Annotated in this window: 19 protein-coding genes, 7 tRNA genes and 4 pseudogenes; 24 read left to right on the plus strand and 6 right to left on the minus strand. The window is 64.6% G+C overall.

Annotated elements, in window-relative coordinates; all coding sequences use genetic code 11:
* Window positions 1-150 precede the first annotated feature (150 nt).
* Complete coding sequence (locus FZ025_RS14460; protein ID WP_046978248.1) at window positions 151-465, plus strand: NAD(P) transhydrogenase subunit alpha part 2; 315 nt, start codon at window positions 151-153, stop codon at window positions 463-465.
* A gap of 125 nt (window positions 466-590) precedes the next feature.
* A complete protein-coding gene (locus FZ025_RS14465; protein ID WP_046978249.1) occupies window positions 591-2,039 on the plus strand; it encodes an NAD(P)(+) transhydrogenase (Re/Si-specific) subunit beta in 1,449 nt (482 codons plus the stop codon).
* Window positions 2,040-2,171: 132 nt separating this feature from the next.
* On the opposite strand, the gene FZ025_RS14470 is transcribed toward FZ025_RS14465, so the two are convergent.
* Window positions 2,172-2,591: a hypothetical protein gene (locus tag FZ025_RS14470; protein ID WP_046978250.1), complete on the minus strand. Its 420-nt coding sequence runs from the start codon at window positions 2,589-2,591 to the stop codon at window positions 2,172-2,174.
* 106 nt (window positions 2,592-2,697) lie between these two features.
* On the opposite strand from FZ025_RS14470, the gene sufT reads away from it, so the two are divergent.
* The 3 genes from sufT to FZ025_RS14485 all read left to right on the plus strand — a co-directional run bounded on the left by sufT (window position 2,698) and on the right by FZ025_RS14485 (window position 6,705).
* Entirely contained in the window at window positions 2,698-3,249 is a 552-nt protein-coding gene (gene sufT, locus FZ025_RS14475; protein ID WP_046978251.1) for a putative Fe-S cluster assembly protein SufT, read from the plus strand.
* Window positions 3,250-3,383: 134 nt separating this feature from the next.
* Window positions 3,384-4,451: a branched-chain amino acid aminotransferase gene (locus FZ025_RS14480; protein ID WP_386269851.1), complete on the plus strand. Its 1,068-nt coding sequence runs from the start codon at window positions 3,384-3,386 to the stop codon at window positions 4,449-4,451.
* Between the two features lie 499 nt (window positions 4,452-4,950).
* On the plus strand, window positions 4,951-6,705 hold the full coding sequence (locus tag FZ025_RS14485) for a S8 family peptidase (protein ID WP_046978253.1): 1,755 nt from the start codon (window positions 4,951-4,953) through the stop codon (window positions 6,703-6,705).
* Window positions 6,706-6,883: 178 nt separating this feature from the next.
* Here the strand turns inward: FZ025_RS14485 and FZ025_RS14490 are convergent, their stop codons facing one another.
* Window positions 6,884-7,660 (minus strand): Bax inhibitor-1/YccA family protein, encoded by a 777-nt coding sequence (locus FZ025_RS14490; protein ID WP_341873195.1) that lies wholly within the window; start codon window positions 7,658-7,660, stop codon window positions 6,884-6,886.
* A gap of 154 nt (window positions 7,661-7,814) precedes the next feature.
* Between FZ025_RS14490 and FZ025_RS14495 the strand changes: the two genes are divergently transcribed.
* From FZ025_RS14495 to FZ025_RS14560, 14 genes and pseudogenes are all read left to right on the plus strand, one after another.
* Window positions 7,815-7,891, plus strand: a tRNA-Pro gene (locus FZ025_RS14495).
* A gap of 44 nt (window positions 7,892-7,935) precedes the next feature.
* Window positions 7,936-8,012, plus strand: a tRNA-Arg gene (locus FZ025_RS14500).
* Window positions 8,013-8,048: 36 nt separating this feature from the next.
* A tRNA-His gene (locus FZ025_RS14505) sits at window positions 8,049-8,125 on the plus strand.
* A gap of 76 nt (window positions 8,126-8,201) precedes the next feature.
* A tRNA-Lys gene (locus FZ025_RS14510) sits at window positions 8,202-8,277 on the plus strand.
* Between the two features lie 696 nt (window positions 8,278-8,973).
* Window positions 8,974-9,058, plus strand: a tRNA-Leu gene (locus tag FZ025_RS14515).
* Window positions 9,059-9,270: 212 nt separating this feature from the next.
* Window positions 9,271-10,566 (plus strand): trigger factor, encoded by a 1,296-nt coding sequence (tig, locus tag FZ025_RS14520; protein ID WP_046980987.1) that lies wholly within the window; start codon window positions 9,271-9,273, stop codon window positions 10,564-10,566.
* Between the two features lie 140 nt (window positions 10,567-10,706).
* On the plus strand, window positions 10,707-11,333 hold the full coding sequence (clpP, locus tag FZ025_RS14525) for an ATP-dependent Clp endopeptidase proteolytic subunit ClpP (protein WP_046980988.1): 627 nt from the start codon (window positions 10,707-10,709) through the stop codon (window positions 11,331-11,333).
* A 128-nt stretch (window positions 11,334-11,461) separates the two neighbouring features.
* Window positions 11,462-12,748: an ATP-dependent Clp protease ATP-binding subunit ClpX gene (clpX, locus tag FZ025_RS14530; RefSeq protein ID WP_003468538.1), complete on the plus strand. Its 1,287-nt coding sequence runs from the start codon at window positions 11,462-11,464 to the stop codon at window positions 12,746-12,748.
* Between the two features lie 176 nt (window positions 12,749-12,924).
* On the plus strand, window positions 12,925-15,399 hold the full coding sequence (lon, locus tag FZ025_RS14535; protein WP_046980989.1) for an endopeptidase La: 2,475 nt from the start codon (window positions 12,925-12,927) through the stop codon (window positions 15,397-15,399).
* A gap of 227 nt (window positions 15,400-15,626) precedes the next feature.
* Entirely contained in the window at window positions 15,627-15,899 is a 273-nt protein-coding gene (locus FZ025_RS14540; RefSeq protein ID WP_009607753.1) for an HU family DNA-binding protein, read from the plus strand.
* Window positions 15,900-15,910: 11 nt separating this feature from the next.
* Window positions 15,911-15,985: transfer RNA gene (locus FZ025_RS14545), tRNA-Val, on the plus strand.
* A 27-nt stretch (window positions 15,986-16,012) separates the two neighbouring features.
* A tRNA-Asp gene (locus tag FZ025_RS14550) sits at window positions 16,013-16,089 on the plus strand.
* Window positions 16,090-16,214: 125 nt separating this feature from the next.
* Window positions 16,215-16,646, plus strand: a complete 432-nt coding sequence (locus tag FZ025_RS14555) for a DUF6538 domain-containing protein (protein ID WP_046980990.1) — start codon at window positions 16,215-16,217, stop codon at window positions 16,644-16,646.
* Window positions 16,647-16,673: 27 nt separating this feature from the next.
* Window positions 16,674-16,919, plus strand: a pseudogene (locus FZ025_RS14560) (transposase); the annotation flags it as partial.
* A 10-nt stretch (window positions 16,920-16,929) separates the two neighbouring features.
* On the opposite strand, the pseudogene FZ025_RS14565 reads toward FZ025_RS14560, so the two are convergent.
* Window positions 16,930-17,783 (minus strand): annotated as a pseudogene (locus FZ025_RS14565) (IS5 family transposase).
* On the opposite strand from FZ025_RS14565, the pseudogene FZ025_RS14570 reads away from it, so the two are divergent.
* Window positions 17,773-18,477, plus strand: a pseudogene (locus FZ025_RS14570) (IS3 family transposase); the annotation flags it as partial. The pseudogenes FZ025_RS14565 and FZ025_RS14570 overlap by 11 nt on opposite strands.
* On the opposite strand, the gene FZ025_RS14575 reads toward FZ025_RS14570, so the two are convergent.
* Window positions 18,478-19,494, minus strand: coding sequence for an IS30 family transposase (locus FZ025_RS14575; protein WP_158185509.1), 1,017 nt, complete (start codon window positions 19,492-19,494; stop codon window positions 18,478-18,480).
* On the opposite strand from FZ025_RS14575, the pseudogene FZ025_RS14580 reads away from it, so the two are divergent.
* The 3 genes and pseudogenes from FZ025_RS14580 to FZ025_RS14590 form a co-directional block, all read left to right on the plus strand.
* Window positions 19,447-19,731, plus strand: a pseudogene (locus FZ025_RS14580) (IS3 family transposase); the annotation flags it as partial. The gene FZ025_RS14575 and the pseudogene FZ025_RS14580 overlap by 48 nt on opposite strands.
* A gap of 51 nt (window positions 19,732-19,782) precedes the next feature.
* Window positions 19,783-20,886, plus strand: coding sequence for a site-specific integrase (locus tag FZ025_RS14585; RefSeq protein WP_053057274.1), 1,104 nt, complete (start codon window positions 19,783-19,785; stop codon window positions 20,884-20,886).
* Window positions 20,887-20,942: 56 nt separating this feature from the next.
* A complete protein-coding gene (locus tag FZ025_RS14590) occupies window positions 20,943-22,850 on the plus strand; it encodes an ATP-dependent nuclease (RefSeq protein ID WP_046979829.1) in 1,908 nt (635 codons plus the stop codon).
* A gap of 7 nt (window positions 22,851-22,857) precedes the next feature.
* Here FZ025_RS14590 and FZ025_RS14595 read toward each other — a convergent pair whose 3' ends face one another.
* Entirely contained in the window at window positions 22,858-23,214 is a 357-nt protein-coding gene (locus FZ025_RS14595; RefSeq protein WP_046979830.1) for a conjugal transfer protein TraD, read from the minus strand.
* A 218-nt stretch (window positions 23,215-23,432) separates the two neighbouring features.
* On the opposite strand from FZ025_RS14595, the gene mobQ reads away from it, so the two are divergent.
* On the plus strand, window positions 23,433-25,307 hold the full coding sequence (mobQ, locus tag FZ025_RS14600; protein ID WP_158185574.1) for a MobQ family relaxase: 1,875 nt from the start codon (window positions 23,433-23,435) through the stop codon (window positions 25,305-25,307).
* Between the two features lie 32 nt (window positions 25,308-25,339).
* Here mobQ and FZ025_RS14605 read toward each other — a convergent pair whose 3' ends face one another.
* Window positions 25,340-25,633: a hypothetical protein gene (locus FZ025_RS14605; RefSeq protein WP_146093649.1), complete on the minus strand. Its 294-nt coding sequence runs from the start codon at window positions 25,631-25,633 to the stop codon at window positions 25,340-25,342.
* Window positions 25,634-26,341: the final 708 nt, after the last annotated feature.

Consider the following 26,341-nt stretch of genomic DNA (forward strand, 5'->3'; position numbering starts at 1 on the left):
AGCGCTGCGCCACGCGCCACCAGTTGACGGCCTGCCGGACCCAACGCGGCCTACTCGGGAATGGATGACGTGCGCTACAGCCATCGCCCGCCGATTCAGTACGCGGTTATGATTGCGGCGGTTGGGCGCGGCGCCCGGGAGAAGCGAGTAATGAGCGACGGTTTCGTGGCCTTGTACATCTTCATGCTGGCGGCCATCGCCGGGCATGTGATCATCTCGCGGGTGCCGGTGATCCTGCACACCCCGCTGATGTCCGGTTCCAACTTCATCCACGGCATCGTGCTGATCGGCGCGATGGTGGTGCTCGGCCACGCCGATACCACGCTTGAAAAGGCGGTGGGCTTCTTCGCCGTCCTGCTCGGCGCCGGCAACGCCGCTGGCGGCTATGTGGTCACCGAGCGCATGCTGGAGATGTTCAAGTCCAGCAAGGCGCCGGCGAACAAGGCCAACAAGGGGGGCGATTGAATGCGCGGCGCCTGGCCATTGCGCTGGTGCCTGCGGCAATGCTGGTCCCGCTGCCCAGCTTCGCGGCGGGCTTTCTCTCCTAGGTGCTGCCGTCCGGGCAGGTGTCCTTCCTTGTTGGAGCGCGCATGAGCACTGCCGAAGCACTGTCCTGGCTGGTGAAGGCCAGCTACCTGGTCGCTGCCACCCTGTTCCTGCTCGGCCTGCAGCGCATGGCCTCGCCCAAGACCGCGCGCAGCGGCATCCATTGGGCCGGGTTCGGTATGTTGCTGGCGACCGCGGCGACGTTCCTGCTGCCCGGCCTGCACAACCTGACCCTGATCCTGCTGGCGATCGCGATCGGTACCGGCGCGGCCTGGATCTCGGCCAAGAAGGTCGCCATCACCGACATGCCGCAGATGGTCGCGCTGTACAACGGCATGGGCGGCGGCTCGGCGGCGGCGATCGGCGCGGTGGAGCTGCTGCGCTTCTCGTTCCTGGCGCACCGCGACACCTCGCACTGGAGCGAGAGCGCGATCGCCGCGCTGGCCGCGCGCCAGCCCGACGCGACCACGCTGGCGCTGGCCATCGTCGGCTCGGCGATCGGCGCGATCTCGCTGTCCGGCTCGGTCATCGCCTGGGCCAAGCTCGACGGGCGGCTGGACAAGCGCGTCACCTTCCCCGGCCAGCAGGCGTTCAACCTGCTGGTGTTCGTGGCGATGCTGGGCCTGGGCGCCTGGGCCGCGATCGGCCTCAGCCCGGTGGCGATCGTGGCCTTCTTCGCGGTCGCGCTGGCGCTGGGCGTGCTGATGACGCTGCCGATCGGCGGCGCCGACATGCCGGTGGTGATCTCGCTGTACAACGCCTTCACCGGCCTGGCGGTGGCGTTCGAGGGCTATGTGCTGGGCAACGAGGCGCTGATCATCGCCGGCATGATGGTCGGCGCGGCCGGCATCCTGCTGACCCGGCTGATGGCCAAGGCGATGAACCGGCCGATCAGCGGCGTGCTGTTCTCCAATTTCGGCGGCGGCGGCCAGGCGCAGGAGATCAGCGGCGCGCAAAAGCCGATCGAGGCCGGCGACGTGGCGGCGATGATGGCCTACGCCGAGCGCGTGGTGATCGTGCCCGGCTACGGCATGGCGGTGGCGCAGGCGCAGCACAAGATCTGGGAACTGGCGCAGCGGCTGATCGAGCGCGGGGTCAAGGTCAAGTTCGCGATCCACCCGGTGGCCGGGCGCATGCCCGGGCACATGAACGTGCTGCTGGCCGAGGCCGGCGTGCCCTACGACCTGATCGCCGACATGGACGACGTCAATCCCGAGTTCCCCAGCACCGACGTGTCGCTGGTGATCGGCGCCAACGACGTGGTCAACCCGGTCGCCAAGACCGATCCGGCCAGCCCGATCTACGGCATGCCGATCCTGGACGTGGTCAATTCCAGGAACGTCGTGGTGATCAAGCGCGGCAAGGGCACCGGCTTCGCCGGGATCGAGAACGCGCTGTTCTACGCCGACAACACGCGCATGCTGTACGGCGACGGCGCCGAGGCGGCCGGCGCGCTGGTCAGCGAACTGAAGGCGCTCGACGGCGGGCATTGAGCGTCGCCGGCAACAGGCGCGGGCGGGTGCCTGGGCCGCGCATCGGTCGTGGCCGGCAGTCGCGGCTGCAGCCGCTTCTACCAAGTGTTTCAGGGAGGCCTGTAGCAGCGGTTGCAGCCGCGGCCACCGCCATCAGCGCGCGCTGAAATACGCCACGACCAGGCCGATGCACAGCCACAGCGCGTCGCCGGGGCGGTTGGCCAATACGGTCAGCGTCCACGCGTAGCGCGCGCCCAGCTTCAGCGACGAATCCCACGGATCCAGGCCCAGTCCCGCGCCCACGTGCGCGGCGGCGATGCCCCAGTTGGCGGCGGCGATGACCAGCGCGGTGGCGAGCACCGCCACGGCGATGCGCAGCCTGCCGCGCGGCAGCGTGCCCAGGCGCAGCATCCACGCGATCTCCAGCGCCACCAGCACTGCCATCCAGCCGGACTGGCGGCCCAGGCTCAGGGCGACCAGCATCCAGGCGATCAGGGCGGTGAAGCCGCCCAGGCACAGCAGCAAGGGCCATAGCCAGTGCGAGGTCCTGGCCGGCGTGGAGGAGGGCGGCATGCGATGTTCCCGGAGAATCCGCACAGGATACCCTTCGCCGCGTTGCCCGCGCACTCGGATAAACTGCACGACTTGCACCGGCGGGGCCTGCCCCCATATCGCCCCCATGTACTCACGCAGCAGCGAACCTGTCCAATTCGAACGCGATTGCGCGGCGGTGATGGTGCCGCAGGGCGACGCGGTGACCCTGCCGGCCGGCAGCTACGGCTATATCACCCAGGCGCTGGGCGGCAGCTACACGGTATTCGTGGAAGGCAACCTGTTCCGCATCGCCGGCAAGGACGGCGACGCGATCGGCAAGGAGCCGCCGCCGGGCCTGGACCTGCCCGACGGCGCCAGCGACGAGCAGGTCGAGGCGCTGATCTGGCAACAGCTGCGCACCTGCTTCGATCCGGAGATCCCGTTCAACATCGTCGATCTGGGCCTGGTCTACGAAGTCGGCGTGCAGCCGCGCGAGGACGGCCAGCGCACGGTCGAGGTGAAAATGACCTTGACCGCGCCGGGCTGCGGCATGGGCGAGATCCTGGTCGACGACGTGCGCAGCAAGCTGGAGCTGATCCCGACCATCGCCGAGGCCGATGTCGAGCTGGTGTTCGATCCGCCGTGGGGCCGGCATATGATGTCCGAGGCCGCGCGCCTGGAAACCGGCATGCTCTGACCCGCGCGCAACGCGCCGAGCCGGGGCCGGGAGCAGGCGCCGCCGCTGCGTCCGGATGACGCAGCGGCACGGCCGTCCCTCGACTACCACAGGAAACCCCGGTGTCCGCTACCGAGCCGTCTTCGCAGTTCCGCCTGATCCCGTCCACCACCGCGCGCAGCGCCGAGCAGCGCGTGCAGATCCTCGCCGCGCCGGGCTTCGGCAACTATTTCACCGACCACATGGTCGCCATCGAGTGGGACCGCGAGCAGGGCTGGCACGATGCCCAGGTGCGCGCCTACGGCCCGCTGGCGCTGGATCCGGCCGCCTCGGTGCTGCACTACGGCCAGGAGATCTTCGAGGGCATCAAGGCCTACCGCCATGCCGACGGCTCGATCTGGACCTTCCGTCCGGAGGCCAACGGCAAGCGCCTGCAGCGTTCGGCGCAGCGCCTGGCGCTGCCGGAGCTGCCGGTGGAGCTGTTCGTCGAATCGCTGCGCCAGCTGATCGCGGTCGATGCCACCTGGGTGCCGTCGGCGCCGGAAACCAGCCTGTACTTCCGTCCCTTCATGATCGCCAACGAGGCGTTCCTGGGGGTGCGCGCGGCGCAGAAGGCCGGCTACTACGTCATCGCCAGCCCGGCCGGCGCCTACTTCGCCAAGGGCGTGGCGCCGGTGGCGATCTGGCTGTCCACCGACTATGCGCGCGCTGCCAAGGGCGGCACCGGCGCGGCCAAGTGCGGCGGCAATTACGCCGCCTCCTTGCTGCCGCAGCAGCAGGCGCAGGCGCAGGGCTGCTCGCAGGTGCTGTTCCTGGACCCGGTCGAAGGCAAGTATCTGGAAGAGCTGGGCGGGATGAACGTGTTCCTGGTGATGCGCGACGGCAGCCTGGTCACCCCGGCGCTGTCCGGCAGCATCCTGGAGGGCATCACCCGCGACAGCATCCTGCAATTGGCGCGCGATCGCGGCATGAACGTGGTCGAGCGCCAGGTGAGCATCGACGAATGGCGCGACGGCGTGGCTTCCGGCGCGATCGCCGAGATCTTCGCCTGCGGCACCGCCGCGGTGGTGACCCCGATCGGCCAGCTGAAGGGCAAGGATTTCGCGGTCGGCGACCTGGCCGCGCCGGCTGGCCCGGTGACCCTGTCGCTGCGCCAGGAACTGACCGACATCCAGTACGGCCGCGTGGCCGATTGCCACGGCTGGTTGCTGCGCCTGGGCTGAGTCCTGGCGTTCTTCGCCCGCCGGCACTGGCGGGCGCCGAGCTGGGCGTGGCGCAGACCGCGCCCAGCGTCGAACTTTCCTTCGTCCACTCGCCATGATCCGGGCGCTGCCGCCGCCAGGCGCGTCAGGCCGCTCTGTCGGTATCCCAAGGCATCCCAAGGCATCCCATGGTTGACAGAGGCCGATGGCACCTGTCGCGCGCGATCGCGCCGCGCTGCAAGAAAATGTCCCGAGACTGTCTCTGCGTGTCAATTTCGGCGTCGTCTTGTCGCGAAAAGCGAAAGAGATACGATCCTTTATGTTGATGGCCGTCACGCTTATGGATTTTGGACGATAAATGCCTCGTCCATACCCGGCTGTATTGAGATAGCGTCGGATGAACGGCTGGCAACAAGGAGCCGGTCTGGGATCGTGCTGCATCTGGATTCAGTGCCTGTTTAGGCAATCCGCAGTGCGAAAAATCGCCGTCAGGTGGCAATCAACGAAAAGGAAGTTCCGAATGTCCGAAATTTCGCAACGTGGTTCGCGTCAGCGTCCTTGGCTGCTCGTGCTTGGAGCGTCCGCATTGACTTCGCTGTTGCTGGCGACGCCGGCGTTCGCCGGCGACGTCAACCTCTCCGGCCTGTCCGCCGAGCCGACCGTGCAACGCTTCATCGTCAAGACCCGCGATGCCGCGCCCGTCGGCATCGCAAGTGCGTCCGCCGCCACTTCGCCGACGCTGCGCGCGACGCTGCAATCGGTCGCCGCGGCGATGCCGGCCAAGAACGGCCGCGCGCTGGGCCTGACCAGCCTGCGCCGCCTGGCGGTCGGCCCGGAAGTGATCAAGGCCGACCGGGCGCTGGACCATGCCGAAGCCGAGACGTTGATGCGCCGGCTGGCCGCCGACCCGAACGTCGAATACGTCGAAGTCGACCAGCGCATGACCATCGCGCTGACCCCGAACGATTCCAGCCTGTCCAGCCAGTGGGCCTTCGGCACCACCACGGCAGGCATCAACGTGCGTCCAGCGTGGGATCAGGCCACCGGCACCGGCGTGGTCGTGGCGGTGATCGATACCGGCATCACCAGCCATCCGGACCTCAACGCCAACATCCTGCAGGGCTATGATTTCGTCAGCGATGCGGACCGCGCGCGCGACGGCAACGGCCGCGACAGCAATCCGGCCGACGAAGGCGACTGGGCGGCGGCCGACGAGTGCTATTCCGGTTCGTCGGCGTCCAATTCCAGCTGGCACGGCACGCATGTCGCCGGCACCATCGCCGCGGTGACCAACAACAGCACCGGCGTCGCCGGTACCGCATTCAATGCCAAGATCCTGCCGGTGCGCGTGCTCGGCAAGTGCGGCGGCTACACCTCCGACATCGCCGACGCGATCGCCTGGGCTTCCGGCGGCACCGTCAGCGGCGTGCCGGCCAACACCACCCCGGCGGAAGTGATCAACATGTCGCTGGGCGGCAGCGGCACTTGCTCGACCACCTATCAGAACGCGATCAACGGCGCGGTCAACCGCGGCACCACCGTGGTGGTGGCGGCCGGCAACAGCGCCGCCAACGTCTCCGGTTCGGTGCCGGCCAACTGCGCCAACGTGATCGCGGTGGCGGCCACCACCTCCTCGCGCGCCAAGGCCAGCTACTCGAACTACGGCAGCGGCATCGACATTTCCGCGCCGGGGTCGAGCATCCTGTCCACGCTCAACGACGGCACCACCACCCCGGGCAATGCGAGCTACGCGTCCTACAACGGCACCTCGATGGCGACGCCGCACGTGGCCGGCGTGGTCGCACTGATGCAGTCGGTCGCGCCGACGCCGCTGACGCCGGCGCAGGTGGAAAGCACCATCAAGAGCAGCGCGGCCAGCTTCTCCTGCTCGCAGGGCTGCGGCGCCGGCCTACTCGACGCCAACGCGGCGGTGACCGCCGCGCTGGGTGGCACCCCGCCTCCCACCGGCAACACGCTGCAGGACGGCGTGCCGGTCACCGGGCTGGGCGCCAGCACCGGCTCGGAGTTGAACTACACGGTGACGGTGCCGTCCGGGGTCAGCTCGCTGACCGTGACCATCTCCGGCGGCAGCGGCGATGCGGATTTGTACGTGCGTCTGGGCAGCGCGCCGACCGACAGCAGCTACGGCTGCCGTCCCTACCTCAACGGCAACAGCGAAACCTGCACCTTCAGCTCGCCCAGCGCCGGCACGTACTACGTGCGGCTCAAGGCGTACAGCACGTTCTCGGGCGTCACCCTGACCGCGGACTACTGATCCGTCCGCTGCGCGGCGCGCGCCTGGACGGCGCCGCCGCGCAAGCGTCGACCCCGAACGGATCGGCAGCAGGGCAGGACGCCCTGGATGCCGGAACGTCTGCAGCCCCGCGCCTAGCCGCGCGGGGCTTTTTTTGCTGCCGGCCAGGACCGGGACTGCGAGACTTCCCGAGTCCCGCTCAGTTCCGCGACTGCAATTTCGACAGCAGCCGCAGGAACTCGATGTACAGCCACACCAGGGTGACCATCAGCCCGAACGCGCCGTACCACTCCATGTACTTGGGTGCGCCCTGTTCCACGCCGGTTTCGATGAAGTCGAAGTCCAGCACCAGGTTCAACGCTGCCACCACCACCACGAACAGGCTGAACACGATGCCGACCGTGCCGGAGGCGTGGATGTAGGGGATCTGGATATTGAACAAGCCCAGCACGATGGTTGCCAGGTACACCAGCGCGATGCCGCCGGTGGCGGCCACCACGCCCAGCTTGAAGTTCTCGGTGGCCTTGATCAGCCCGCTGCGGTAGGCGAACAGCAGCGCGAACAGGGTGCCGAAGGTCAGCAGCACCGCCTGCAGCACGATGCCGTTGAAGCGGTGTTCGTACAGCGCCGAGATCGAACCCAGGAAGAAACCTTCCACCAGCGCATACAGCGGTGCGGTGATCGGCGCCCAGGTCTTCTTGAAGGTGGTGATCATGGCCAGCACGAAGCCGCCGATGGCGCCGCCCAGCACGTAGCCGATGATGCCCGGCGCGATCACTTCGTTGCCGGCGCCATCGACCGAGATCGACTGGCTCCACGCGAACACCGCCGTCAGCACGGTCAGCAGCAATAGCGCGCCGGTCTTGTGGATGGTGCCGTTCAGGGTCATCGACTCGCCGTCGCGCGAGACCACTGCGCCGCTGCCGAGGTCGAGGAAGGTGGATTCCTTCAAGGCGGGGTTGCCGCTGCGGATCATGCTGTTTCTCCCTGTAAAAAAGACGATTGGCCGGTATCGGCCGCAAGTGGCGAGGATAGCGCAGGCGCCGGTGACGACGCGTGCGGTTGACACTTGGCCGCGAGGTTCCCACAATAGCCGACCTTTCCGGCCTCGGCCACGAGGGATGTTCCGCCGGGGTATAGCGCAGTCTGGTAGCGCGCCTGCTTTGGGAGCAGGATGTCGGGGGTTCGAATCCCTCTACCCCGACCAATTCGATGTCCAACGGCGGAGAGGAATGCGACAATCCGGCCCGGGCGCCCGTAGCTCAACCGGATAGAGCACCGGCCTTCTAAGCCGGCGGTTACAGGTTCGATTCCTGTCGGGCGCGCCACACCGGTGCCGGGCAGGGTGTTGCAAGAGTTCAATGGTGGCTGTAGCTCAGCTGGTTAGAGTACTGGATTGTGATTCCAGATGTCGGGGGTTCGAGTCCCCTCAGCCACCCCATTGATCGCGTGACCCGCTGCTTCGCGGGGTGTTGCAACGAAGCAAAAAAGCACATAAAGTGTGCGACTCAGTTTCAGGGCCGTTAGCTCAGTTGGTAGAGCAGTTGACTCTTAATCAATAGGTCCAAGGTTCGAATCCTTGACGGCCCACCAAATCGAACAGCCACTTGGCGCAAGCCAAGCGGCTGTTTTTGTATGTGCCGAGCAGGCGCGAGGGCATGCTGGCCACGGCGTGCAAATCCAAATGCGGGCGAGTCGCTCAGTCCTGCGCCGCCGCGATCGCCAGCGTCGCCTCCAGCGTCGCCTCGGGTCGCAACGCGGCGTGGCGTAGCGCCTGACGGGCAGTCAGGTTACGCCGCGCGGCGCCAGCTGGCGGCCTGCCGACAGTGCGCGCGCTCCGCGCGGGCGGCATTTCGAGAAGCCCCGTCACCGCACGTAGGGCGATGGCCGGGGGTTTATGAGTTCGGAACTTGTGTAGGGGTGTGCAAGATTGTGTCTGGTGGGTCGGAAAGATCGATGCAGCCGCTGCCAGTCGCCGGATGAACCGGTCGGCGTTCCTCGCCCTGGCCGTCGGGCATGAGCTGGGCGCCGATGCCCCGCCGAAACCGTTTCGCCGGTAACGGCTCCGATTGCAGGCCGCACAGAAGCCGCTCTACAGGGCGTCTTCTCGTGAGGGTTCGTGCCTTAAGTGGTTGATTCAAGATAAATCCGGGTCTGTTCCCGCTTGTCGCGTGCAGGTCCCGCATCTCCGGCGGCCGACCGGGCCGGGCGGCATCCGCTGCGTCGGGCGCCTTTTTCTTTGCCGGCAGGCCTGCAACAATGCGCAGGCGCGCGCTCAGGCGCCGCAGCGCGAAAGTGGCGGAATTGGTAGACGCCCTGGTTTTAGGTACCAGTGCCGCAAGGCGTAGGGGTTCGAGTCCCCTCTTTCGCACCATCCCGGCGCCGCTTGCGCGGCCCGCCGCACCCCATGGCTCCCGTCCGCACCCCGCTGCGCCGGGCCAGCGCCAGCGCCGGCCGACCGGGTGCGCTGGCAGGCGCCGCGGGAATAGGCGAAACTATCCGGCTGCGGCGGCCGTCCCGTGCCCGCGTCAACCCGTCTTTCTACATCGTGCCGAGAGCCGTGGGCTCCCGGTGGCAGGAGTCCACATGCAAGCTTCGATCGAAACCACCGGTACCTTGGAACGGCGTCTGACCTTCACCCTGCCGGAGGAGCGCCTGGAGACCCAGATCGGCGGGCGCCTGCGCGAAGTCGCGCGCACCGCGCGGATCAAGGGCTTCCGTCCCGGCAAGATTCCGCCGAAGGTGATCGAGCAGCGCTTCGGGCCGCAGATCCGCGCCGAGGCGCTGGACGGCCTGCTGCGCGAGAGCTTCGACTCGGCGGTGCGCGAGCACGCGCTGCGCCTGGCCGGCAATCCGCGCATCGACCGCGCCGACGACAACGAGCTGCAGTTCGTGGCGACCTTCGAAGTGGTGCCGGAGTTCGGCGACATCGACGTGGCCAAGCTGGAAGTGATCCGCCACACCGCCGAGGTCACCGAGGCCGACATCGAGCAGATGATCGAGAACCTGCGCCTGCAGCGCCGCACCTGGCAGTCCGCCGGGCGTGCGGCGCAGGACGGCGACCTGGTGACCCTGGAAACCTGGTCGCAGGCCGGCGACGAGCGCCTGCCCGCCGAGGGCGTGGAGAAGGGCAGCAGCGTGATCGGTTCGGGCGCCATGTTTCCGGCGATCGAGCAGGGCCTGGTCGGCCTGTCCAAGGACGAGGAAAAGACGCTGACGGTCGATTTTCCGGCCGACTGGCGCGTGCCGCAGTTCGCCGGCAAGCAGGTCCAGGTGCACGTGAAGGCGGTCGAAGTCGCCGCCCCGGTGTTGCCGGAGGTGGACAAGGAATTCATCAAGAGCTTCGGCGTGAAGAGCGGCGATGCCGAGCAGTTCCGCAAGGACATCCGCATCAACCTGGAGCGCGAGCTCAAGGGCGCGCTGATGAACCGGCTGCGGCGCGAGGTCGGCGAGCAGCTGATCGCCGCCTACGCGTCGGTGGAAATGCCGCCGCGGCTGGTCGAGAACGAGGCGCGCTCGATGCTGGCGCAGCAGGTGGAGCAGCTGCGCCGCTCCGGCCGCGACCCGGGCCAGGTGCCGGACGATGCCCACCAGGGCTTCGTCGACGCGGCGCGCAAGCGCGTGCTGGTCGGCCTGCTGGTCGGCGAGGTCGCCCGTCGCCACGAGCTGCGCCTGGACCCCAAGCGGGTCTCGGAGACGCTGCGCCTGATCGCCTCGACCTACGAAGAGCCGGAACAGGTCATTGAGATGTACCGCAACGATCCCCAATTGATGGGTGGACTGCAGAGCCGAGTGATGGAAGAGCAGGTGATCGACTGGATCGCTGAGCGCGCCCAGCACACCGAGCAGGCGATGACGTTCCAGGAAGCGATCCGGCAGTAATGCGACGTTCGCGACGGCCCGCATATTGCATGCGGGTTGAAGACGAAATGCTGGAGTCCCCGCCGCAACCGCGGGGGCGAGACAAGATGCGAAGCCCTGCACATCCCCGTGCAGGGAATACACAAAGCAGGAGTTCCCGCGTGGACAATGTGACCAAGGCCTTGAATCTGGTTCCGATGGTGGTCGAGCAGACCAGCCGCGGCGAGCGTGCCTACGACATCTATTCGCGCCTGCTGAAGGAGCGGCTGATCTTCCTGGTCGGTCCGATCGACGACCACATGGCCAACGTGATCGTGGCGCAGATGCTGTTCCTGGAAGCGGACAACCCGGAAAAGGACATCAGCATCTACATCAACTCGCCGGGCGGCGTGGTCACCGCCGGCATGGCCATCTACGACACGATGCAGTACATCAAGCCGGACGTGAGCACCATCTGCGTCGGCCAGGCCGCCTCGATGGGCGCGCTGCTGCTGGCCTCGGGCGCGGCCGGCAAGCGCTATGCGCTGCCGAACTCGCGGGTGATGATCCACCAGCCGCTGGGCGGCTTCCAGGGCCAGGCCACCGACATCGACATCCACGCGCGCGAGATCCTGACTCTGCGCTCGCGGCTGAACGAAATCCTGGCCAAGCACACCGGCCAGTCGCTGGAAACCATCGCCCGCGATACCGAGCGCGACAACTTCAAGAGCGCCTTCGACGCGCAGACCTACGGGCTGGTCGACCAGGTGCTGGAGCGCCGTCCGGAAGAGTCGATTCAGCCGGCATAAGGCTTGCATGTACTGCAAAACGCAGCGTATTCCGCAGGGTCGGGGCCGGGCTAGCGTCCTCCCGGCCCTGTGTTATTCTCGAAATCGAACCCCCGTTCATCGGGTGGGGTAACTGGGTAAGCGAAGCAATGAGCGAAGACCGGCAAGGCCGTTCCGGCGACAGCAACAAGATTCTGTACTGCTCGTTCTGCGGCAAGAGTCAACACGAGGTCCGTAAGCTGATCGCCGGGCCGAGCGTGTTCATCTGCGACGAATGCGTCGAGCTGTGCAACGACATCATCCGCGAGGAGCTCGAGGAGAAGGCGCAGTCCGCACGCAGCAGCCTGCCCAAGCCCAAGGAAATCCTCGAGGTGCTGGACCAGTACGTGATCGGGCAGCTGCGCGCCAAGCGCACGCTCGCCGTGGCCGTGTACAACCACTACAAGCGCATCGAGAGCCGCCAGAAGAACGACGAAGTCGAGCTGGCCAAATCCAACATCCTGTTGGTCGGTCCGACCGGTTCGGGCAAGACGCTGCTGGCCGAAACGCTGGCGCGCCTGCTCAACGTGCCGTTCACGATCGCCGATGCGACCACGCTGACCGAGGCCGGCTACGTCGGCGAGGACGTGGAGAACATCATCCAGAAGCTGCTGCAGAAGTGTGACTACGACGTCGACAAGGCGCAGCAGGGCATCGTCTACATCGACGAGATCGACAAGATCTCGCGCAAGAGCGAGAACCCGTCGATCACCCGCGACGTGTCCGGCGAAGGCGTGCAGCAGGCGCTGCTGAAGCTGATCGAAGGCACGGTCGCCTCGGTGCCGCCGCAGGGCGGACGCAAGCATCCGCAGCAGGAATTCCTGCAGGTGGACACCAAGAACATCCTGTTCATCTGCGGCGGCGCGTTCGCCGGCCTGGACAAGGTGATCCAGCAGCGCTCCAACGACGTCGGCGGCATCGGCTTCGGCGCCAAGGTGAAGAGTTCCGAGCGCAAGCGCGAAGTCGGCAAGATCCTGGCGGAAGTGGAGCCGGAAGACCTGATCAAGTTCGGTCTGATCCCCGAGTTCGTCGGCCGCCTGCCGGTGGTCGCCACGCTCGAGGAACTGGACGAGCCGGCGCTGATCCGGATCCTGACCGAGCCGAAGAACGCGATCACCAAGCAGTTCAAGAAGCTGTTCGAGATGGAAGGCGTGGAGCTGGAATTCCGGCCCGACGCGCTGTTGGCCATCGCCAAGAAGGCGCTCAAGCGCAAGACCGGCGCGCGCGGCCTGCGCACCATCGTCGAGTCGGTGCTGCTGGATACGATGTACGAGCTGCCGTCGCAGGAAAACGTCAGCAAGGTGGTGGTGGACGAGTCGGTGATCGAGCACAAGTCCGAGCCGTACCTGATCTACCAGACCCCGCCGCCGGCGCCGAAGGTGGCCTCCGCCGAGTGAGTGTCGGGTGAAGCCGCGGCGCTGTCCTGCGGTGGCCTTCGCGATTGGCTAAACGCTTGAAAGAAAAGGGGCTTTTCCGCTCCCCTTGCATCGTCCAGCCGATGGCCCCATAACGGGGCCATCGGCATTTTTATGCCCGCCTTTTCCGCATTCTCGCCTCCCACATCGGAACCCTCATGGCCCAGTCCCAATCCGAAGTCCTCGATCTTCCGGTCCTGCCGTTGCGCGACGTCGTGGTCTTCCCGCACATGGTCATCCCGCTGTTCGTCGGCCGCGACAAGTCGATGCGCGCGCTCGAGCACGCGATGGAGGCCGACAAGCGCATCCTGCTGGTCGCGCAGAAATCCGCCGAGACCGACGACCCGCTGGCCGCCGACCTGTACAACGTCGGTACCCTGGCGCAGGTGCTGCAATTGCTGAAGCTGCCCGACGGCACCATCAAGGTGCTGGTTGAGGGGCTGTCGCGGGTCAGCGTCGACAAGGTGGTCGAGCGCGACGGCGCGCTGCAGGGCGAAGGCAGCGAGATCGATGCGGCCGGGTCGCGCGAGGAGCGCGAAGTCGAGGCGATCGCGCGTTCGCTGATGTCGCTGTTCGAGCAGTACGTCAAGACCAATCGCAAGCTGCCGCCGGAGCTGCTGCAGACGCTGTCGGGCATCGACGAACCCGGGCGCCTGGCCGACACCATCGCCGCGCACATCGGCGTGCGCCTGGCCGACAAGCAGCGCCTGCTGGAAACCCTGGAAGTGGGCGAGCGGCTGGAGATGCTGGTCGGCCTGGTCGATGGCGAGATCGACGTGCAACAGCTGGAGAAGCGCATCCGCGGCCGGGTCAAGTCGCAGATGGAGAAGAGCCAGCGCGAGTACTACCTCAACGAGCAGATGAAGGCGATCCAGAAGGAGCTGGGCGATCTGGACGACGCGCCCGGCGAGCTGGAGGAACTGGCGCGCAAGATCGCCGAGGCGGGCATGCCCAAGCCGGTGGAAACCAAGGCCAAGGCCGAGCTCAACAAGCTCAAGCAGATGTCGCCGATGTCGGCCGAGGCCGCGGTCGTGCGCAACTATCTCGACTGGCTGCTGGGCGTGCCGTGGAACAAGCGCAGCAAGGTGCGCAAGGACCTGAAGGTCGCGCAGGAAACGCTGGACGCCGATCACTACGGCCTGGAGAAGGTCAAGGACCGCATCCTGGAATATCTGGCGGTGCAGTCGCGGGTGAAGCAGATGAAGGGCCCGATCCTGTGCCTGGTCGGCCCGCCCGGCGTCGGCAAGACCTCGCTCGGCCAGTCCATCGCCAAGGCGACCAACCGCAAGTTCGTGCGCATGTCGCTGGGCGGCGTGCGCGACGAGGCGGAGATCCGCGGGCATCGGCGCACCTACGTCGGTTCGATGCCGGGCCGCATCGTGCAGAACCTCAACAAGGTCAGCAGCAAGAACCCGCTGTTCGTGCTCGACGAGATCGACAAGATGTCGATGGACTTCCGCGGCGATCCGTCCTCGGCGCTGCTGGAAGTGCTAGATCCGGAGCAGAACAACGCATTCAACGACCACTACCTGGAAGTGGACCTGGACCTGTCCGAAGTGATGTTCGTGGCGACCTCCAACTCGCTGAACATCCCCGGCCCGCTGCTCGACCGCATGGAGGTGATCCGCATCCCCGGCTACACCGAGGACGAGAAGCTGGCCATCGCCATGCGCTACCTGGTGCCCAAGCAGCTGAAGGCCAACGGCCTGAAGGGCGACGAGCTGGAGATCGCCGCCGACGCGATCCGCGACATCGTGCGCTACTACACGCGCGAGTCCGGCGTGCGCAACCTCGAGCGCGAAGTCGCCAAGATCTGCCGCAAGGTGGTCAAGGAAATCGCGTTGGCCGGGCCGCAGCCGGCGCTCGCCAAGAAGGCGCCGGCGAAGAAGGGCGCGGCGGCGCGCAAGGACAAGGTGCGGGTCAGCGTCGGCTCCAGGAATCTGGACAAGTACCTGGGCGTGCGCCGCTTCGATTTCGGCCGCGCCGAGGAGCAGAACGAGGTCGGCCTGGTTACCGGCCTGGCCTGGACCGAGGTCGGCGGCGACCTGCTGCAGATCGAATCGACCCTGGTCCCGGGCAAGGGCGCGGTGATCCTGACCGGCCAGCTCGGCGACGTGATGAAGGAGTCGGCCTCGGCGGCGCTGTCGGTGGTGCGTTCGCGCGCCGAGCGGCTCGGCATCGAGGTCGACTTCCTGCAGAAGCACGACGTGCATCTGCACGTGCCCGACGGTGCCACGCCGAAGGACGGCCCCAGCGCCGGCATCGCGATGGTGACCTCGCTGGTGTCGATGCTGACCAAGGTGCCGGTCAAGGCCGATGTGGCGATGACCGGCGAAATCACCTTGCGCGGCCGCGTCTCGGCCATCGGCGGACTCAAGGAGAAGCTGCTGGCGGCGCTGCGCGGCGGCATCCACACGGTGATCATCCCGGAGGAAAACCGCAAGGATCTGGCCGACATCGCGGACAACGTCACCCGCGATCTGAAGATCGTGCCGGTCAAGTGGATCGACGAAGTGCTCGACCTGGCGCTGGAGACGCCGTTGAAGCCGAAGGCGGTGGCCGCTGGCGACGCGGCGCCGGTACGCCGCAAGCCCAAGCCGAAAGCATCCTCGAGCGCGCGCGTCAAGCACTGAAGGGCGCTGAACCGCGCCCGCCCAAATGGCCCAAACCCGCGCCGTTGCTGGCTTTTCGGCTTGCGTGGGTGGGAGGCCGCTGGTATAAATGCACGACTTGCGAGCACCGCGAACGGGCGTGCTTGGTAGTGAAAAATCAATCGGGGCCTCGTCCCAGACGAGGCAGGCCAAGCCGACACCCGATCCTCAATTCCGCGGTTTTCTGCCGCACATGGAGTCATCAAGAAATGAATAAAGCCGAACTGAACGACGCTATCGCCGCCGCTGCGGATATCTCCAAGGCCGAAGCCGGTCGCGCCGTCGACGCCTTCGTGTCCGAAGTCACCAAGGCGCTCAAGAAGGGCGACAGCGTGACCCTCGTGGGCTTCGGCACCTTCCAGGTGCGCGACCGTGCCGAGCGTACCGGCCGCAACCCGAAGACCGGCGACTCGATCAAGATCGCCGCGTCGAAGAATCCGACCTTCAAGGCTGGCAAAGCGCTGAAGGATGCCGTAAACTAATCGACTCGCTAGGGTGCTTAGCTCAGCGGTAGAGCGTCTCCTTTACACGGAGAGGGTCGGGGGTTCGAAACCCTCAGCACCCACCAAAGCACCGAGCGGCAAGTTCCAAAAGCGGAGTGGTAGTTCAGTTGGTTAGAATGCTGGCCTGTCACGCCGGAGGTCGCGGGTTCGAGTCCCGTCCACTCCGCCACTTATAAGCAGACCCCCTAGAAATAGGGGGTTTTGTCTTTTCAGGGTTCGGGTCGCTTGGTCAATTCGGTTGGTCAATCCAACCCTATGCGCCTACCCCATCATCTCCTGCGCCACCCCTCCGGCATGTGGCACTTCCGCCTGGTCGTCCCGGCAGACCTGCACGCCACCTTTGGCCTGCGCATCATCAAGCGGAGCCTGCACACCCGCGACCCTGACCAGGCCCGCGCCTATGCTTACGCATGGGGAGCCCGATATGCTGACCTCTTTGCAGCAGCGCGACGGGGCGAGGCAATGGCGGACTGGCTGAAAAAACTCACGGTGCCCGGATTGCGGGACGCCCTCCACGAGCCGACAAGTGCACCGCGCCAGAAGGGCGAACCGGTTCGGGAGTTCACCGCCGACGTAAGGCGCGGCATCTATAAGACCGACGGCACGCCCGGAGACGCCGAAGCGCTTACAGCTTTCGTGAAAGCGATGCAGGGGCACACCGCCCAAGTCGCATTGCCAGTGGCCCTGTCCTGGTCTAATTCTCGTGGACACCTCGATAGGGGATGATCATCTCCAACGAGGACTTTGAACGACATGACGCCCCGTAGCCGTAGCCGTAGAACTTTCGACACCGCCTTCAAGCTACAGGTGGTGCAGATGATCCAAGACCAAGGCCTGAGTGTGGGCCAGGTGTGCCGCGACCTGGACCTGGTCGATAGCGCGGTGCGCCGGTGGTTGTCCCAGTCCGAGGCCGAGCAGGCTGGCCAGCCGGGACAAGGCAGGCCGCTGACCCCCGAGCAGCAACGCATCCGCCAACTGGAGCGTGAGAACCAGCGGCTAGGGCGTGTCATCAATTAAGCAGGATGACAGAGGCGATCCAGTAAATCGCGCCGAGGAAGTTGCCGGCGGTCTTGTCGTATCGGGTGGCAATGGCCCGGTACTGCTTGAGTTTGGCAAAGAAGTTCTCGATCAGGTGTCGATCCTTGTACAGCACCCGGTCGTAGTCGCGCTGCACTTTGCGCGTTGGATGGGAGGGGATGACAATCTGCGTCCCCTGCCGCTGCATCGGCTCGATGACACGTGCCCTGGCATCGTAGGCGCGGTCAGCGAGCAGGGCGCCGACCGACAGTTGCGACAGCAACGCATCTGCACCTTCCAGATCCGACGCCTGGCCTGCGGTCAGATGAAACGCCACCGGATTGCCCAGTGCATCGACCACGGCGTGGATCTTGCTGCTTAGCCCGCCTCGGCTGCGTCCGATGGCCTGCGGCGCCCCCCTTTTGCCCCGGCGCTGTGCTGATGCGCCCGGACGATGGTGCTGTCGATCATCGCGTACTCATTGTCCGCCTCCTCTGACAGGGCGTGGAACACGCGTTGCCAGACGCCGGACCGGCTCCAGCGGCTATGCCGCAGGTGGATCACGCGGAAGTCGCCGAAGCGCTCAGGCAGATCCCGCCAGGGGATGCCGGCTCGGTAGCGGTAGAGCACGGCTTCGACAAACAGCCGGTTGTCCTTGGCGGTCACACCCACATGGCCGGCTCGGCCGGGGAGCAGGTCACGGATGCGATCCCACTGATCGTCTCGCAGGGCGTAGCGGCGTGCCATTGCAGGGGTGTGCAGGAAAGAAAGGGGCAACAAGCATCGCCTATCCGAACAATTGATGACAATCCCTAGGCGAGGATGTGTCGATCCTAAAAAAAGCATCGGCCTTCTTCGCCCGGGAACTGAAGTGATCCAGCAGATGATCCATCAGTGGCAGGAGAAGGCCGACACCACCCGGTTGTGCCGGCTTGTGGGCGTGAGCCGTTCTGGGGTGTATGCCGCTCGGCGGCGGTCAGCGCCGAGGGCCTGCGCCCTCACGGCGCCCTTGCAATCGGCCTTCCAGGCTAGCGGCGGCAACTACGGCAGCCGCCGGCTGTGCGCCGCCCTGAAGGCCCAGGGCCTGCCCGCCGGTCGCTATCGGGTCCGCCGCCTGATGAAGCAGCAGGGGCTGAAGGCGCGCTGGAAGCGCAAGTTCGTCCATACCACCGACAGCCGGCACGAGATGCCGGTAGCCGACAACCTTCTGGATCGGCGCTTCAACCCGGAAGCCCCCGACCAGGCCTGGGTGGCCGACATCACCTACATCCGCACCGAGCGCGGCTGGCTGTACCTGGCCGCGGTGCTGGACCTGTACTCACGCAAGGTGGTCGGCTGGGCGATGGCCCCGAACATGCCTGCCGAGCTGGTCTGCACCGCCTTGCAGATGGCCATCGCCCTGCGCCAGCCCAAGCCGGGGCTGATCGTGCATACCGACCGTGGAAGCCAATACGCCAGCCAGGCCCACCGCGACCTACTGGCACGCCACGGTCTGCTCGCCAGCATGAGCCGCCGGGGCAATTGCTGGGACAAGGCGGTCTCAAGAATCAAGTGCAACACGTGATTTGAAGGCGAGGATTTCCTTCTCCATGGCCGCTGCCGGCGTGGCCCAGCCTAATGTCTGGCGAGGACGCCCATTCATCAGCTTGGCGACGTGATTGAGGTACTCCTGGCTCGCTTGCGACAAGTCCACGCCCTTGGGCAGGAACTGGCGCAGCAGGCCATTGGTGTTCTCGTTGCTGCCCCGCTGCCACGGCGCATACGGATCGGCGAACCACACGTCGATGTTCAACCGTCGCATCAGCTCCTCGTAACAGGTCAGTTCCGTTCCGCGGTCGTAGGTCAGGCTCTCGCGCAGGAAGGCCGGCAGCTTCTTCATCTGGCGAGTGAAGCCTTCCAGCGCGGCGTCCGCGGTGCAGCCATCCATCCTGCACAGCACCACGAAGCGTGTCTTGCGCTCGACCAGCGTGCCCACGCAGGACCGGTTGAACGCGCCCTTGATCAGGTCGCCCTCCCAATGCCCCGGCAGCAGGCGCTGTTCCACCGCTTCGGGCCGATGCACGATGCGCAGCTCCTCCGGTACCCAGGTGCGCGCCGCTGCTGTGGTGCGCCTGCGGCCTCGCGTGGGCTTGCTCTGGCGCAATGCATCGACCAGGGCCTGCTTCAGGCCGCCGCGCGGATGCGCGTAGATGGCCGCGTAGATCGTCTCGTGACTGACCCGCTGGCTGGCGTCGTCTGGATGCATGTCCCGCAGTGTGGCCGCGATCTGCTGCGGCGACCAGCGATCGAACACAAGACGGTCGTGGACGAACTCGAACAGCACCGCGCCCGCGATCAGCCTGCGTGCTCGTACGCTGCGCGATCGCCGCGATCGATACACCAGGGCTGCCGCATGCGCCGAGTACACGCCGCTGTCCAGACGCCGGATCTCGCGGCTCAGCGTCGATGCGCTACGCCCCAGGCGGCGACCGATCCCACGAAGACTCGTTCCCCGATCGCGTTCGACCTGAAGCACCGCGCGTTCCTCACTACTCAGATGACTGTACTGTCTTCCCATCGCAACACCCTACGCTCTGTGAGGTGTTGCACTTGGAAGTTGAGTCTGCCCAACGCGGTGATGGAGCGGTTCTTCCTGAACCTGAAAATGGAGCGGGTCTGGCAGCGCCGCTACGCCAACCCCGCCGAGGCTGTTGCCGACATCACCCATTACATCGTCGCCTTCTACAACACCCACCGGCTGCACTCCATCCTCGGCTATCGATCGCCTGCCGACTACGAGAAAGCCACCACCTGAAATCCCCTATCTCCGTGTCCACCAAAACTTGACCACGACACCCCAAAGCCGTTGCCGAGCCTCACGCTTGAGGAGGCGATTGCGAAATGGGTCAAATACAACCTCGGGGTTGCCAAGGACAAGAAGGCGTGCAGGACGCGCATGACCGCGGTGGAGGAGTTTCGGGATTTCATCACCTCCCAGCCCGAGCCAGGAGAGACGCGGACCCCCAAGACCCGTTTGCGGGACATAGAGCGCACCGACTGCGGCGAGTGGTGCAGCGCGCTGCTGGCCAAGCGTTGGGAAGCCTTCGACAAGGCTAAGGGCGGGGTAGTCACCAAACAGCTGTCGCTAGGGACCGTCGGCAACAAGTTCACCTGGCTCATCCTGTTTTTCAAATGGGCCATGCGCGCCGGCCACTACGCGAAAGGCGACAACCCAGCGACCGGGCACATTACGGTGCCCAAGAAGTTCAAGAAGGAGCGCGCCAAGAGCCACGGCTGGCGCCCCTTCACCCAGGAGGAGGTGAGTGCGATTTTCACCCCCGAAGCGCTGGGGTCCATGCGCAGCACGTCGGCTAGGTGGCTGGCGCTGATGTCGCTCTACACGGGCGCCAGGTCCAACGAGCTTGCCCGCCTGGAGCTGGCAGATGTGAGGATAGAGGAGGGCGTGCCACTCCTCGGCCTAACGTTGGTGGGCGATGACAAGTCGCTAAAGACCGATGCGAGCGAGCGCGTGGTGCCCATCCATCCAGACTTGATAGCGCTTGGTTTTCTGGAGATGGTTGAACGATTGCGCGCCCAGAAAAAAACGAAACTGTTCCCCACGCTGACGTTTGATGCGCAGAACGGGCCGGCCAACGCCGGCCAGCGCGCCTTTTCTCGCCTCCTGGCCGAGCGTCTGAAAATCGTGGCGCGCGGCGAGTCGCGGGTGGGCCTGCACTCTTTCCGAGACACGGCCATCATCGCGATGCAGCGGGCCGGAGTTAGGGAGGAGGTTCGCCACGAATACACCGGGCACGAACAGAGCAATCGCGGCGCCCATGCGGACAGTTACGGCGAAGCGTTCACCCCGAAAGCCTTGGCTGCGGCGTGTCATCCAGCGCTGGATTTCCGTCTAGACTTGCCTGGATTGAGAAGGATTCTCGAACAAGAGATTGAGTCGGACGTCGAATAGACCGAATCCGCACGAGGGAATCCGTAGATTCTAGACGCAAGGGCATCGGGGGCAGCATGCGCATAAAGAGCATTCGGATTAAGAACTTTCGGGCCTTCGAAGACCAGTCTATCGAGCTTGACGATTACTCCTGCTTCGTAGGAATGAACGGCGCAGGAAAATCCACTGTGCTTTGCGCTTTGAACGTCTTTTTCCAGGAGAAGGCGAATGCAACAGACGTGCAGAAGCTGTCTGCGCAGGACTTCCACAAGAAGGACACCTCCAAGCCCGTCGAAATCGAACTCACCTTTCGCGACCTGCCGCAACAGGCGAGAGAAAAGCTCGCGGATTACGTCCGGAACGGTGAGCTAATCGTCACGGCAACTGCGACTTATGACGCTGCAACTGGCATGGCGAAAGTCAAGCAGCACGGCTCCCGTATGGGTATGGCCCAGTTCGTGCCATTTTTCGAAGCGCAGGGAAATCGCGCGTCAGCCAAGGAGCTGCAAATAATCTACGAAGGGCTTCGGGCGGACTTCGAGCTACCGGATGCTAAGAGTTCGGACGCTCGTGCAGATGCCTTGAGAACCTATGAGGCGGGTAGGCCCGAGTTGCAGACGCCGCTTCCAAGCGGTGATGAGTTTTACGGGTTTAGCGGAAGCTCAAAGCTTCGTCCTTTCATCCAATGGGTTTACGTGCCGGCGGTGAAAAACGCCGCCGACGAGCAGGTAGAAGGGAGAGACACCGCGCTGGGTGCACTTCTCGCGCGGACAGTGCGAGCCAAACTCAACTTCCGACGGGACGTCGAGCAGATTGAACTAGTTGCCAGAAACAGCATCTCGGCACTATTGAACGATAGCCAAGGCGCCCTAGATAAGGTCGCGCAGGCCATAACCAAGCGTTTGACCGATTGGTCGCACCCTGACGCCTCGGTTACACTCGCGTGGGACACCGCAAACGTCAGCGTGAAAGAACCGTCAGCGCGAGCCTTCGGGGCGGAGAGTGGATTCTCGGGTGACTTTGCGCGGTTTGGGCATGGATTCCAGAGAGCGTATCTGCTTGCTCTCCTGCAAGAAATCGCTGTGGACGAAGACGAGGCACAGCCCACCCTGATTCTGGGATGTGAAGAGCCTGAGCTATACCAGCATCCTCCCCAAGCGCGACATCTTGCGGCATTGCTCAAGAAGCTTGCCGATGGCGGGGCCCAGATTCTGTTGACAACCCATAGCCCTTATTTCGTAAGTGCGGAGAACTTCGAAAGCGTAAGGATGGTTAGGCGAAGCGATGCGCAGGCTTCAGAGGTTGCCTCACTTACCTTCGCCCGGTTCGCTGGGCTCTATGCGGCGTCCGTTCAGGAGGTTGCTCTACGTGCAAGTGCAGTAGAAGCGCAGTTGGGTGAGTGTTTGCGCGCCCAGCTCAACGAAATGTTCTTTGCGCGCAAGCTTGTCCTGGTCGAAGGCACAGAGGACGTTGCGAACATCATGACGTGGCTGGTCCTAACTGGTCGCCTTGATGATTTCAGACGCAAAGGTCTTCATCTCATACCTGTCAGCGGAAAATCCAGCTTCTTGCGTCCACTACTCATAGCTAAGGGCTTGGGCATTCCGGTGCTTGTCATTTTCGACGGCGACAGCCAAGTCGAGGACAACAAGAAGGGGGCTCACAAGAAGGACAACCTCGCACTATTGCGTGCGCTGGGTTCTCCTGCGGTTGTTCCATTTCCCGAGGAGACGGTATGGGGCGACGGATATATACAGTGGCCCAACGAGCTCTCTGACCATGTGACCGCAGAGCTTTCCGCTTCGCTCGGCGGAGAAGCACTGGCTCGCATCGAGGAGCTGTCGCGCAACGATTGTGGACAGGCGAAGAATCTTCTTAAGAACTCGTCTTATATCCAATACCGCTTGAAGCGAGCCCACGAAGCAGGCGGACGCAGTGAGACGCTGGATAGGGTCTGTGAGACGGTCGTCGCAGGTGCATGGTAGTCATCCGTTAGCTGCGAGACTTCTCCCTCATTGCTTCGCGTGCAGCTAGGTGCTGCATCCCTTTCCTTCTGCACTGTTCTAGCAAACCGGGCTGGCCTGACATTCGCTCGGCCATAAACAGCAGGGCGCCCACGATTTCGGCCGGGTCCCAGCCATCGGCATCGCTGGCGATAACTAGGCCACCCAAGACGATTTTCCGGTGCGCGTCTTCTTGCCTTGAAAGCTGAGCAAGCGTCTTCGCCTGAGCGCGGCGTTTGGCTTTTTTCTCCCGCGCGGCCTGTGCTTGGTCTTTTAGTCGTTGCTGATTTTTTAGCTGAGCGAGGCGAGCGGCGGTGCTATCGATGCGTTCTTCAAGTTTAGTCATTTGGCGATTTCTTCTGGGCTTTACTCCAGGCTATTGAAGGTTGCGGATTTGACAAGCGCGGGTGGTGAGGTTCAATGAAAGAGAGGCAGCGCGAAGCGATGCCGAACCAGTTCACGAGCGTCAGCAAGTGCGCACCTATACATTCCTGCGGAATGTGTGCGCCCTGCCGGGGGCAGAAGCAACAACCAAGGCAAGAGCAAAAAAGAATCCCCGTTCGCATGGCCAACTATCATTTCAACGCCAAAATAATCGGACGCTCGCAGGGTCGCAGCGCGACGGGTTCGGCTGCCTATCGTGCTGGCGTTGACCTGGTGGACCGCACCACGGGCTTGCGCTTTGACTACACACGAAAGCAAGGCATCTACGGCGCGGAAATCCTTACACCTGCTAACGCGCCTGCGTGGTGTTCCGACCGTTCCGAACTGTGGAACCGCGTGGAAGAAGCGGAGAAGCGCAAGGACGCCCAGGTGTGCAGGGAGGTAGAGTTTTCCCTCCCGGTGGAACTGACCCGCGACGAGATGAAAGAGCTGGCCCGCGCGTTCGTGCGCTCGCAGTTCGTGGCCCAGGGCATGGTTGCCGATGTGGCTTTTCACCACCTCGACAGCCACAACCCGCACGCCCATGTGTTGTTGACCATGCGCACGCTTTCGCCCGATGGTGACGGCTTCGGCAACAAAGAACGCGCCTGGAACGATAAAGCCCTATTGGAGACCTGGCGGGAGCAGTGGGCCAGCCATGCCAACGCCGCCCTGACGAAGGCCGGGCACGGCGTCCGCATCGACCACCGCACCCTTGCCGAGCAGGCCCACGACGCCGCCCAGCGCAGCGACATGGCAGCCGCCCAGGTCCTGGACCGCGTGCCCACCATCCACGAAGGTGGCAGCAAAGCCCGCGCCGCCCACAACGTCACCGTGCGCGCTGAAAACGTCGAAAGACAAAAAGCCTGGAAAGAGGTTGAGGACAAAGCACGGGCAGAAGCCCGCCTGATGACCCCTTCCCACGACACCACACCCCAACCCCCACAACCGCCTAGGAGACCCCATGGACAGCGACCACGCGCCCCCACTATCGACAGAGCTAGCCGCGATGCTGTCCGAGTCAGAAAACACCACGATGGCTCAAAGCCGTTGCTTGCAGTGCGTTCACTCGACCTGCCTAACCTTGGCCTTTCCGGTGGCGGAGGGAGAGCCCCCGAATCAATCGGAGTTGGTCGTCTATTGCGGAGCGATGAACCGAGACATCACAGTCCCAGTGGTCAGGTGCAGCAGCTTCGAGCCGAAGCCCCTCATCCAGTAACGGCACCCAGCGCGCCGCCAGTGGCGGCAGCGCCCAGGCCGAAGGCTCCAAGCTCTGGCGCGCCGAAGGTGCGCACCATCCGACCGCCGAAGGTGGGCGGCAGTGTTCGCACGCGCGTCACTGGCAATGGTGACCGCGAGAGCGAGAAGCACGCATGTGCATCGGAGCGTTGGTTAAATGGCTTGGATGACTATGTGGCCCAGCTTATTCGCTCGGCCCTGGCCTTTGCGCAGAGGCAAGGGGACTTGTGGATTAAGGCCCAAGCGCGCGACCTGGTGACGGCGGGGCGCGTGGTGCGTATTCGTGAGCGCCAGCACCAGCGCGCCAGCGCCAAGCACCAAGAAGCCAAGGACAGCAGGCTAAGGCGCTCCCAGCGGCTGGCCGGTGCCGTGCGAGAGTTTGAGAACGACCCCAAGGCGCGGCTTCTTTCCAAGCTAACGCGCAGAGAGCCCCAACGCCTGCGCGAGCTGCGGGAGAAAGAACAGCGCGCCAGGGAGCGCATGACAAAAACAAGGGCACGGCGTGATGGTGCAGATATGGCCCACGCGAATGCCCGGGATGATTTTCAGCATAGGCAAGAGGCGTTGGTGGATGCGTGGCAGGCCCGGGACCCTTCCAGCTATCGTGTGAACTTCATGGCGTCATGGAAGCGCAGTCAAGCCGTTGCCGACGTTACCAGCAAGCCAACCCCACAGCCGCAGCCAGAAGCAGCGCCAGCGGCTACACGGACACCTTGGACAGCGTTGCCACCCACGCACGTGCCGCCGCCTAACGCACTGCGTCCGCCCAAGATGTAAGCGACGCCCTCTTGCACGTTGCGGCTCACGCGTTAAAAACGGGCATGGATAATCCCACCCGTCGCGCGGCAACTATCGCTGCAAACAAGCTCTTGGCCGCAGCTGGTTTCGACCCACATGGATTGAGCTTGCTTAAAGCCAAACGCAAGGCGGCGGCGAAAGAACGGGCACGGCAAGCGGAGCGGCGCAAAGGAGCGAAGAAGAATAAGCAACGCAGCGGCCACCATCCACAGAAAAAGCGCCCATAGAAAGCGCTTTTTTAGTCGTTTCAAGAAAAAAGAAATCCCCGGCTCACTTGACAGCGGGCCGGGGGTCTCTAGTTTCATTCAAAGCGGCTCCCGAGTTTTGACCCCTCGGGAGCGGGTTAAGCAGATAGCAGCTGCGAACCCAGGCGGCGGCCCCTGAAAAGAGGCTATCAAAGCCCCTGGATTTGGCAACTCCCTCACACTTTCCCGCTCCCTGGACCATCGACCTGGTGCCGGCTTCCACGGTGACCCGTTCGAATAGTCGTGCCTGGGGTGAGAGCCCCCAGGGTCCAACGCAGGACGCGGAGGATGGTCTTAAACGCATGCGCGCACGCGGCATGCAACCGGCAGGCATGTGCACACGTCGCTGACTCACCAGGAGCGCTCAACCCGGCCTGGTTTGTATGAGCAGTCTCGGTCCCGCATGCCAAGCGAAGGGCTAGGAGTTGAACAGTTCCCGGAGGACATGCCGGGCACGGGTAAAGCCCAGGAGAGAGACGCCAGGCGCGAGCTTGGTGGCAGGACCTCCAACCCGGCGCGATTGTTCGCGTGAACCTGCCGTAGCGGTGTAGAACAAGGCATCACCGCCCCGATGACGTCCCCCAGCCTTTGGCTGGGGTTGGCGACGGAGGTGCAAAGGTCCCCCACTGCGGCTTGCTCGCGGGGTTGGGGAGCCTTTCCGCTTCCGTCGTCGCGGAGGGAACCGGAGCGACAGCGGAAGCGGAAAGGCCGGGGGCTACTGTGGAAAACCTATAGCTTTGTTTTGTGACCCTAGCTGTTGCCCTTGCC

It is taken from the genome of Xanthomonas hyacinthi (genome assembly GCF_009769165.1).
In the GTDB taxonomy this organism is placed as follows: Bacteria; Pseudomonadota; Gammaproteobacteria; order Xanthomonadales; family Xanthomonadaceae; genus Xanthomonas_A; species Xanthomonas_A hyacinthi.

Excerpts from the sequence above, each read along its gene's own strand:
- FZ025_RS14460 (WP_046978248.1), top strand. The coding sequence starts at position 151 with ATGAGCGACGGTTTCGTGGCCTTGTACATCTTCATGCTGGCGGCCATC.
- FZ025_RS14465 (WP_046978249.1), top strand. The coding sequence starts at position 591 with ATGAGCACTGCCGAAGCACTGTCCTGGCTGGTGAAGGCCAGCTACCTG.
- FZ025_RS14470 (WP_046978250.1), bottom strand. The coding sequence starts at position 2,591 with ATGCCGCCCTCCTCCACGCCGGCCAGGACCTCGCACTGGCTATGGCCC.
- sufT (WP_046978251.1), top strand. The coding sequence starts at position 2,698 with ATGTACTCACGCAGCAGCGAACCTGTCCAATTCGAACGCGATTGCGCG.
- FZ025_RS14485 (WP_046978253.1), top strand. The coding sequence starts at position 4,951 with ATGTCCGAAATTTCGCAACGTGGTTCGCGTCAGCGTCCTTGGCTGCTC.
- FZ025_RS14490 (WP_341873195.1), bottom strand. The coding sequence starts at position 7,660 with ATGATCCGCAGCGGCAACCCCGCCTTGAAGGAATCCACCTTCCTCGAC.
- tig (WP_046980987.1), top strand. The coding sequence starts at position 9,271 with ATGCAAGCTTCGATCGAAACCACCGGTACCTTGGAACGGCGTCTGACC.
- clpX (WP_003468538.1), top strand. The coding sequence starts at position 11,462 with ATGAGCGAAGACCGGCAAGGCCGTTCCGGCGACAGCAACAAGATTCTG.
- lon (WP_046980989.1), top strand. The coding sequence starts at position 12,925 with ATGGCCCAGTCCCAATCCGAAGTCCTCGATCTTCCGGTCCTGCCGTTG.
- FZ025_RS14540 (WP_009607753.1), top strand. The coding sequence starts at position 15,627 with ATGAATAAAGCCGAACTGAACGACGCTATCGCCGCCGCTGCGGATATC.
- FZ025_RS14555 (WP_046980990.1), top strand. The coding sequence starts at position 16,215 with ATGTGGCACTTCCGCCTGGTCGTCCCGGCAGACCTGCACGCCACCTTT.
- FZ025_RS14575 (WP_158185509.1), bottom strand. The coding sequence starts at position 19,494 with ATGGGAAGACAGTACAGTCATCTGAGTAGTGAGGAACGCGCGGTGCTT.
- FZ025_RS14590 (WP_046979829.1), top strand. The coding sequence starts at position 20,943 with ATGCGCATAAAGAGCATTCGGATTAAGAACTTTCGGGCCTTCGAAGAC.
- FZ025_RS14595 (WP_046979830.1), bottom strand. The coding sequence starts at position 23,214 with ATGACTAAACTTGAAGAACGCATCGATAGCACCGCCGCTCGCCTCGCT.
- mobQ (WP_158185574.1), top strand. The coding sequence starts at position 23,433 with ATGGCCAACTATCATTTCAACGCCAAAATAATCGGACGCTCGCAGGGT.
- FZ025_RS14605 (WP_146093649.1), bottom strand. The coding sequence starts at position 25,633 with ATGAAACTAGAGACCCCCGGCCCGCTGTCAAGTGAGCCGGGGATTTCT.